The organism is Rahnella perminowiae, assembly GCF_019049755.1.
Taxonomy (GTDB): Bacteria; Pseudomonadota; Gammaproteobacteria; order Enterobacterales; family Enterobacteriaceae; genus Rahnella; species Rahnella perminowiae.
The window spans coordinates 1-8379 of sequence record NZ_JAFMOS010000415.1 but is presented as its reverse complement, the minus strand read 5'-3'; the positions used below and the strand labels follow the sequence as shown (position 1 = coordinate 8379).

Below are 8379 nucleotides of genomic sequence, written 5' to 3'. Positions count from 1 at the left end.
GCCCTCCCCTTCGCAGGAGAGGGAGCCAATCGCGTTGCTTTTACTTCTTCGCAAAGCAGGGAGCTTACTTATCAAACATCTCTTTTCTCAGTAACACGATCTCTTCTGCCAGATCACGGCACAGCATGGCGGTCATCAGATGATCCTGCGAATGCACCATGATTAAATTCACCGGAATTTTGCCTACGCCTTCATCCAGGCTAATCAGTTGTGTCTGCACTTTATGCGCGACACGGGCCGCGTCGTCAGAGGCTTTCAGCATCGCATCGGCCTGCGCCCATTCTTTTTTACGTGCGTGCTGAATGGCCATCATGGCGTTAGATCGTGCTTCGCCGGCGTTGATCAATAATTCCATTACTGTTTGTTCCAGATCGAATTCCATCGAAAACTCCAAATTGGTATACCAGATGAGTGTGAATTCATGATATTGGAATTCCAATATTCACATGTGAGAACGCTGTCACAGAAATTAATTCGTATTACGCTATTTTTTGGCATGCCACATTACGTAAGTAATCCCGAAATATGGCCGACAGGATGATATACAGAACCGGACTCTGACCCTGCTTCGTACGACACCTTTATTCCTCATGCCATGTAAAAGGTGAAGACGAAACCAACACCTGTGAAGTATAGAAAAAAGAAAATGAGGTGCTGTCATGTCATTGAAAGATCGCTTTATCGATTCGCTGGGGGGATTCGCCAATACCTTTAATAGCTTCAGATACATCATGGCTATTAAGGCGTCTTTTATCACGTTAATGCCCGTCATTATTGTGGGGGCATTCTCAGTTTTAATTTCAAACATGGTGATGGATCCGAAAAACGGCCTAGCACATTTTGAAATGTTCTCCTGGCTGGCAACACTCAAACCCATCATGAGCAGTATTAACTATGCCACGCTGAGTTTTCTGACCATTGGCGCGGTGTTTTTAATTGGTATTGAACTGGGAAAAATTAACGGTTCGCGTTCGTTATTTCCCGGCCTGCTGGCGGTGATTTGTTTTATCGCTGTTACGCCAACCACTGTCGATATGATGGTTAACGGCCAGATGCAGGAAGTGAAAGATGTGCTGGCAAAACAATTCTCCGATACGAAAAGTCTGTTCCTCGGCATGTTTATTGCCATTTTGTCGGTTGAGATTTATTCCCGTCTGGAGCGGGTTAACAGCCTGCGCATAAAAATGCCGGAGAGCGTGCCACCCAATGTGTCGGCATCCTTCTCGGCTCTGATCCCCGCCATTATTACCGTGGTTCTCGTTGCCACCTTCGGCTTTGTTTTCCATCGCGTTACCGGCATGTATTTGTACGACGCGGTGTATCAGGTGATCCAGCGTCCTCTGGAATCGGTAATGCAAAGCCTGCCGGGTATTTTGCTGCTGATGTTTGTCGCGCAGCTGTTCTGGGTGATTGGTATTCACGGCAACCAGATGATTAAACCGATCCGTGAACCGCTGTTGCTCGGCGCCATCATGGTTAACATGACCGCATTTGAGCAGGGTCATGAAGTGCCGAACATCATCACCATGCCGTTCTGGGATGTCTATATGAGTATCGGTGGTTCAGGGTGCACTATCGGTCTGCTGCTGGCGGTGATGATTGCTACCCGCCGTAAAGAAATGCGCGAAATTGCCAAACTGTCGCTTGGGCCAAGCTTCTTTAACATCAATGAGCCGGTAATTTTTGGTATGCCGATCATGCTCAACCCGATCCTCGCCATTCCGTTCATCATCACGCCGCTGATTACCGGCACCATCGGCTACTTTGCCACCAGCCTCGGATTCGCCGGACGTGCGGTGGTGATGGTACCGTGGACCACACCGCCGGTGATCAATGCCTGGTTGTCGACTGCCGGGTCGATGGGGGCGGTGATCACCCAAATTGGCTGCATTCTGGTGGCGGTACTGATCTATCTGCCGTTCGTGAAAGTGGCCGCGCGTCGTGCCGATCAGGCGCAGCTGGAAGCCGCGCAACAAAGCCAGAAACAGGCCGCCACGGCGTAAAACTATTCGGACAAAGAGGAACGTTATGAGTCAGGTTTCAATCGCCATTCCCGAGGGATTTATTCTCGGTGCAGCAGCCTCTGCATGGCAGACCGAAGGCTGGAGCGGCAAAAAAGACGGGCAGGATTCGTATCTGGATCTCTGGTACAAAAATAACCGCCACGTCTGGCACAACGGCTACGGTCCGGCGAAAGCCACCGATTTTATCAATCGTTATCAGGAAGATGTGGCGCTGATGAAAGCCAGCGGACTGAGCCACTACCGCACGTCCGTCAACTGGTCACGCTTTCTGACAGATTACGAACTGGGTACCGTCGATGAAGAGTATGCCGCATATATTGACGACCTGCTCGATGAAATGAAACGTCACGGCATCGAACCGATGTTGTGCCTGGAACACTATGAATTACCGGCGTTTCTGATCGAGAAATACGACGGCTGGAGTTCGAAAAAAGTTGTCGAATTATTTGTGTTGTACGCAGAAAAAGTCTTTGAGCGCTATGCCGGAAAAGTCAGTCGCTGGTTTACCTTCAACGAACCGGTGGTGGTACAAACCCGTGTCTATCTGGATGCAATTCGCTGGCCGTTTGAACAAAATACCGCCAAATGGATGCAGTGGAATCATCACAAAGTGTTGGCGACCGCCAGCGTTGTCGAACTGTTCTACCGTAAAGGCTATAACGCCTCGGGCACGGTGGGGGTCATTTTAAATCCGGAAGTGACTTACGCCCGCTCAACAGCAGCACATGATCAGCAGGCGGCACATTTATACGATTTATTCTATAACCGCGTATTTTTAGATCCGATGATTAACGGCGAATATCCGCAGGAGTTGTTGGAATTACTGCAAAAGCATGGCGTGCATTTTGATTATTCCGCAGAGGAACTGGCCGTTATTCGGAACAATACTGTGGATGAAGTGGGTATTAATCTCTATTACCCGCACCGGGTGAAAGCACCTTCCCGCGAATGGAATAAAAACACGCCATTCCATCCGGCGTATTACTACGAACACTTTGAATTACCCGGTCGCCGGATGAATAAATCGCGTGGCTGGGAAATATACCCGAAAATTATTTACGACATGGCGATGCGCATTAAAACCGAATACGGAAATATTGCGTGGTTTGTGGCGGAAAACGGCATGGGTATCGAAAATGAAGATCAGTTCCGCGATGCCATCAGCGGGGAAATTCAGGACGACTATCGTATTGAATTTATTGCCGAGCATCTTTACTGGACGTTAAAAGCGCGGGAGGACGGCGCCAATTGTCAGGGATATATGCTCTGGGCCTTTACCGATAATGTCTCGCCAATGAACGCCTTTAAAAACCGTTACGGACTGATCGAGATTGATCTGGAGAACAACCGTGATCGCCGTCAGAAGAAATCATCTCACTGGTTTAAATCGCTCAGTGAAAGTGGTGTGTTGTCTTTAACGCTGGATGACCAGGAAAAATAACCTAAGGAAATACCATGAAACGAATTGTTTTAGCTTGTTCGGCAGGAATGTCCACGTCACTGGTGGTCACCAAAATGGAAAAAGAAGCCGCTGCCCGGGGTATGGAATATCAGATCTACGCGATCCCGGAAAACAATCTGCGCGATGAGCTTGAGGCGTATGGACGCGATATCGTCGCCGTGCTGCTCGGGCCGCAGGTGCGTTTTAAGCTGACGGAGAATAAAAAGCTGACCGATGAACACGGTATTCCGATCGCAGTGATCGACATGGTGGCTTACGGCACGTTAAACGGTGCAAAAGTGCTGGATCAGGCACTATCTCTGATACAGTAACATCCGGTCTTTCTTGTTTCGTGTATCAGGGTGATTGTGTGGAAAAAGGTGTGGTTTCGCAGGACAAAAAGCAGTATCAGGAAATCGGGCACGACCTGCGTGAGCAAATCAAGCAAGGGCATTTTGCCGTGGGATCCCGCCTGCCGCCCGAACGCAATATGGCGGAAAACTACGGCGTCAGCCGGACGATAGTGCGTGAAGCCTTACTGATGCTGGAACTTGAGGGCACAGTCGATATCCGTCAGGGTTCCGGCGTGTATGTGATCCGCATTCCTTCTCAGGAAGAAGGGGAAGACGAGCTGATGTATCAGGGGCAGATCGGGCCCTTTGAAATCTTACAGGCGCGGCAGTTGCTCGAAAGTAATATTGCCGCGTTTGCCGCCAAAATGGCGACCAAAGCGGATATCGAAAATCTGCGTCGCACGCTTGAGCAGGAACAAACCGCTATCGTGGCTAACGATGAAAGCGGTGACAACGACAAGTTGTTCCACCTGCTGATTGCCGGTGCGACACAAAACCAGATGCTGCTCGATTCGGTGAAAAATATCTGGATGCACCGGGATTCCAGTCCGCTGTGGAAACAGTTACACAGCCATATTGCTACCCGGGGTTACCGCCTGAAATGGCTGGCTGATCATCAGAATATTTTGGCTGCCCTGCGCCGCCGCGACGTCATGGGCTCGTACCAGGCGATGTGGCAGCATATGGAAAATGTAAAAAATACACTGATGGAATTGTCAGATGTTGATGCGCCGGAGTTTGACGGGTATCTGTTTGAATCTGTACCGATTTTTCAGGGAAAGCTGGTCTGAACACCATGAAGATTATTAATCTGAGTGAACGTCCTGAATTTCAGGACGCGGTGACAGACTGGCTTTGGCGGGCGTTTGGCAGCGAAAATAGTCGCGAATTTTTTGCCAGTGTGGTGCGAAGCAGCCTGTCCGGCGCGGACTTACCGCAAACTTTTATTGCACTCGACGAAGGTAGACTGGCAGGCACCGTGGGGTTATGGCGCTGCGATTTAATCAGTCGTCAGGATCTTACCCCGTGGCTGGCGGCGTTATACGTGGATAAGCATTTCCGCTCGCGCGGACTGGGGCAGCAGTTACAGCAGTTTGTGCTGGAACAGAGCCGCCGCAGCGGCTTCCGGGAGTTATATCTGTACGCCGACTTCACCGGTTATTACGAACGTTTTGGCTGGAAATACATCGGCGATGCCCTGGATTACCCGGATAAGCCGGTGCATCTTTTTCATCAACTTCTTTAGCTGTTGGCCGGGCTGCTCACCGAGTGACGCCGCACCAGCGTCGGGCTGAACATGTGAGTGGTTTCCGGTAACGGCTGACCATTTGCCAGCGCTAATGCCAGTTGCGCTGCCTGACTTGCCATGGCCACGACCGGATAACGTACGGTGGTCAGACGCGGGCGCAGGTAGCGCGAAATCAGCACATCATCAAAGCCAATCAGCGAAATTTCGCCCGGTACATCAATACTGTTATCGCTTAAGACTGATAATGCACCGGCGGCCATCGGGTCGTTGTAGCAGGTCACTGCCGTAAAACCTTTGCCCAATCCTAATAAGTCCGCCATGGCTTTTTCGCCTCCGATTTCATCGGGTTCGGCGTATGCAATCAGCTTGTCATCGACCGGGATGTTGTGTTCGTTAAGGGCGTCGATATAGCCCTGAAGGCGGTCGCTGGCATCAGAAATGCCATGGTTAGAACACAAAATCGCGATGCGCTGATGCCCGGCCTGGATCAGATGACGCGTCGCCAGCCAGGAACCGTAGCGGTCATCGAGTGCAATACAGCGCTGTTCGAAGCCCGGTAACGTGCGGTTAATCAGCACCATTCCGGGGATTTGCTGCATCAGGCTGGTCAGCTCATCTTGCGGGAGCATTTTGGCATGCACGACTAATGCCGCACAGCGGTGGCGGATCAATTGCTCAATGGCCTGACGCTCTTTTTCAACGTTGTGATAACCGTTACCAATCAGCAGAAAATTACCGGTGGCATAGGCGACCTGTTCAACCGCTTTCACCATCGCACCGAAAAAGGGATCGGATACATCAGCCACGATCAGCCCCAGTGTTTCGGTCGCCTGCTGGGCGAGGGCACGGGCGTTGGCATTGGGATGATATTGCAGATGTTGCATGGCGTTCTGTACGGCTTCCCGCGAGCTGTCGCTGGCTTTCGGGGAATGGTTAATCACGCGTGATACGGTCGCAACCGATACGCCTGCCAGTTTTGCTACATCCTTAATCGTTGCCATAACACTTCTGTTTCCGTGAGGGTAATCGTTTACACGGACCAGTTTTGCGGAAAAGACCGCTGGCTGCAAGGATGCTGATCGCAACTTTAGGATGTAAGCGGGATGTAACGGGAAAAATACCTGAAGGTTTTGCGCCTCCCCTGCGCAGGCGGCGGCGGGGAGAGCGATTTTGCTGGGAAACGATTTCCGGCGTAAACGTCAATCTGGTTTCATTCTGACTACACCCTTCCTTCCTCCTTAATCCACTGCATAAAATCATCGATAAACACTCTTGTTTTAAGTGGCAGCAGTTTATTGGGAAGGGTGATTGCGTAGGTGTTACGCGGCAGGGGATTCTCCACTCGCCATTCAGGCAACACGCGATGCAATTTACCATTAGCGATATATCGGTTGGCGATGAAAGTGGGGATCAGCGCAATGCCGACACCCTGCAAGATGGCATCAATCATGGCGTCGCTGTTATTGATCATCAACCGTGGAACCAGCGTCACAGTCTCCACTATATCATTGTGCCAAAAACGCCAGGCACCGCGAAATTGCCGTTCATCGGGGAAAAAAATGTTGTGTTTGGTGAGTGCAGCCGGGAAATCGGGCAGTACTTCGTCGTAATCCGCAGCACAAACCAATACATAATCGATAGGCATCAGGGCACGGGCTACCATATTCTCCGGTGGACTTTCGGTTACGCGCAGTGCCAGATCGTAGGCGTCCTGCGTCAAATTAGTGACGCGATCGGTCAGCGAAAGCTCGACGTTTATTTCCGGATAGCGGCGTAAAAATGCGGGCAGAAAAGGGGTGAGCAGAATCTTACCGAGTGTGTTTGGCGCGGTGATACGCAACACACCCTGAGGGGTATCGCTGAAGCTATCCGCCCGGGAGAAAAGTGTCTGCGTAGCGGACAGTACCGTCAGCGCCTGCTGGTAAATTTCCAGTCCGATCTCGGTTATGGCGACAGAGCGGGTCGAGCGGGTAAATAACACCACATTGAGGCGTTTCTCCAGACGGTCAATCATCCGGCTCACAGAAGAGGGGGCCAGCGAAGTCTCCCGTCCTGCTGAAGAAAAACTTCCTTTTTCAACCACCTGAATAAAAACGGACAAACTGGGAAGGAGTTCGGCTAACTCATTTGTGCTTTTCACGCATAGCTCTTTTGTTTCTGGAATATCTATCCAAATTATCATCAAGCCGTATGATGTTCAACAGAGGCAACCTCTGGTAAGAATTAGTCATAATAATCAATTTAATTAACAGGTTAGCTATGTTGAACCAAACGGTTATTGAACGGATCCGCCAGCACGATGTGCTGAATGTTGGTGTTAGTCTGGGTTTTAAAGGATTGTCGTTTCGCAATGTATTACACAATTGCTGGGAAGGGTTCGACATTGATTTAGCCCGGGCGGTAGCAGTGGCGGTGTTAGGTGATGTCGGAAAAATTCATTATATGCCGTTGCAGTCCGGTGACCGGTTTCGGGCGCTGCGTGACGGAGTGATTGACCTGGGGTCATTTAATTCCAGCATAACCTTCCAGCGTGAATCTGAGTCAGAAGTGAGTTTTGTTCATCCGATGCTGTTTGATGGCGAAGTGCTGATGACACCTGCGGGTAATTTGCTCGAACCCGTTGAACAGGTAAAGTATACCCGCGAGCGCCGGATAGCGGCCATGCGGGGATCCACCACCGAAGAGAATCTGAAGCGTTACTTTGGAAATTTAAATCTCTCTTGCGAGATCCGACTGTTTGATTCGCCGACTCAGGCCCGTCAGGCTTATCAGCTAGGCGAATGCAATATCTACTGTCTCGATTCCTATTTGCTGGCCGGCGAACGTGCTCAGCTGAAAGATAAAGAAGCGCATATTATCTTGCAGGATCGTATCTCGCTGGAAGCCATGTCACCGGCAGTGTCCTCGCATGACACGCAGTGGCTGAAAGCAGTGACCTGGATCATGCGTACGCTGATAGAAGCGGAAAACTTACAGGTCACCAGCAAAAATATTCTTGAAATGAGTCAGGAGGCGACGGGCTACCTGCGCACTTTCCTTTACCCGTCAGAGCAGCATTGTAAAAATCTGGGGCTGCGTCCGGATTTTATCCGCGCGATCATTCATCAGGTCGGAAATTACGGTGAAATATTCCAGCGTAATTTAGGTAAATACTCAGAGCTTAATCAGGAACGTCGGGATAATAATTTATGGTCTCAGGGGGGGATGCTGTATTCGCCTTTATTTATCTGACATCTTATTTTACCCAAGTTAATTTAATAACGCATTTTTTTTACGATTATCATTTTAATATTCTTTGGCAGGAACGTCATG

At 50.2% G+C, this 8379-nt stretch carries 9 protein-coding genes; 6 read left to right on the top strand and 3 right to left on the bottom strand.

Annotated features, from left to right (window positions below):
- Nucleotides 1-64 precede the first annotated feature (64 nt).
- On the bottom strand, nucleotides 65-382 hold the full coding sequence (locus J1785_RS06175) for a PTS lactose/cellobiose transporter subunit IIA (protein ID WP_129954928.1): 318 nt from the start codon (nucleotides 380-382) through the stop codon (nucleotides 65-67).
- A 277-nt stretch (nucleotides 383-659) separates the two neighbouring features.
- Here J1785_RS06175 and J1785_RS06170 point away from each other — a divergent pair, with 277 nt between their 5' ends.
- The 5 genes from J1785_RS06170 to J1785_RS06150 are packed head-to-tail and all read left to right on the top strand — an operon-like array spanning nucleotide 660 to nucleotide 5064.
- A complete protein-coding gene (locus J1785_RS06170) occupies nucleotides 660-2003 on the top strand; it encodes a PTS sugar transporter subunit IIC (RefSeq protein ID WP_129954929.1) in 1344 nt (447 codons plus the stop codon).
- A 25-nt stretch (nucleotides 2004-2028) separates the two neighbouring features.
- The gene (locus tag J1785_RS06165) at nucleotides 2029-3465 is read left to right on the top strand and encodes a glycoside hydrolase family 1 protein (RefSeq protein ID WP_129992042.1); all 1437 of its coding nucleotides are present in this window, start codon (nucleotides 2029-2031) and stop codon (nucleotides 3463-3465) included.
- 14 nt (nucleotides 3466-3479) lie between these two features.
- Nucleotides 3480-3797, top strand: coding sequence for a PTS sugar transporter subunit IIB (locus J1785_RS06160; protein ID WP_129954931.1), 318 nt, complete (start codon nucleotides 3480-3482; stop codon nucleotides 3795-3797).
- A 38-nt stretch (nucleotides 3798-3835) separates the two neighbouring features.
- Entirely contained in the window at nucleotides 3836-4609 is a 774-nt protein-coding gene (locus J1785_RS06155) for an FCD domain-containing protein (protein ID WP_129954932.1), read from the top strand.
- A 5-nt stretch (nucleotides 4610-4614) separates the two neighbouring features.
- Entirely contained in the window at nucleotides 4615-5064 is a 450-nt protein-coding gene (locus tag J1785_RS06150; protein WP_217219044.1) for a GNAT family N-acetyltransferase, read from the top strand.
- On the opposite strand, the gene galR is transcribed toward J1785_RS06150, so the two are convergent.
- On the bottom strand, nucleotides 5061-6068 hold the full coding sequence (gene galR, locus J1785_RS06145; RefSeq protein ID WP_129954934.1) for an HTH-type transcriptional regulator GalR: 1008 nt from the start codon (nucleotides 6066-6068) through the stop codon (nucleotides 5061-5063). The genes J1785_RS06150 and galR overlap by 4 nt on opposite strands.
- A 218-nt stretch (nucleotides 6069-6286) precedes the next feature.
- Nucleotides 6287-7207, bottom strand: coding sequence for a LysR family transcriptional regulator (locus tag J1785_RS06140; protein WP_129954935.1), 921 nt, complete (start codon nucleotides 7205-7207; stop codon nucleotides 6287-6289).
- Nucleotides 7208-7326: 119 nt separating this feature from the next.
- Between J1785_RS06140 and J1785_RS06135 the strand changes: the two genes are divergently transcribed.
- Complete coding sequence (locus J1785_RS06135; protein ID WP_217219043.1) at nucleotides 7327-8298, top strand: transporter substrate-binding domain-containing protein; 972 nt, start codon at nucleotides 7327-7329, stop codon at nucleotides 8296-8298.
- The last annotated feature ends 81 nt before the right edge of the window (nucleotides 8299-8379 follow it).

What these genes read in the sequence shown, in the direction of transcription:
- J1785_RS06175 (WP_129954928.1), bottom strand. Translation starts at nt 382, where the DNA reads ATGGAATTCGATCTGGAACAAACAGTAATGGAATTATTGATCAACGCC.
- J1785_RS06170 (WP_129954929.1), top strand. Translation starts at nt 660, where the DNA reads ATGTCATTGAAAGATCGCTTTATCGATTCGCTGGGGGGATTCGCCAAT.
- J1785_RS06165 (WP_129992042.1), top strand. Translation starts at nt 2,029, where the DNA reads ATGAGTCAGGTTTCAATCGCCATTCCCGAGGGATTTATTCTCGGTGCA.
- J1785_RS06160 (WP_129954931.1), top strand. Translation starts at nt 3,480, where the DNA reads ATGAAACGAATTGTTTTAGCTTGTTCGGCAGGAATGTCCACGTCACTG.
- J1785_RS06150 (WP_217219044.1), top strand. Translation starts at nt 4,615, where the DNA reads ATGAAGATTATTAATCTGAGTGAACGTCCTGAATTTCAGGACGCGGTG.
- galR (WP_129954934.1), bottom strand. Translation starts at nt 6,068, where the DNA reads ATGGCAACGATTAAGGATGTAGCAAAACTGGCAGGCGTATCGGTTGCG.
- J1785_RS06135 (WP_217219043.1), top strand. Translation starts at nt 7,327, where the DNA reads ATGTTGAACCAAACGGTTATTGAACGGATCCGCCAGCACGATGTGCTG.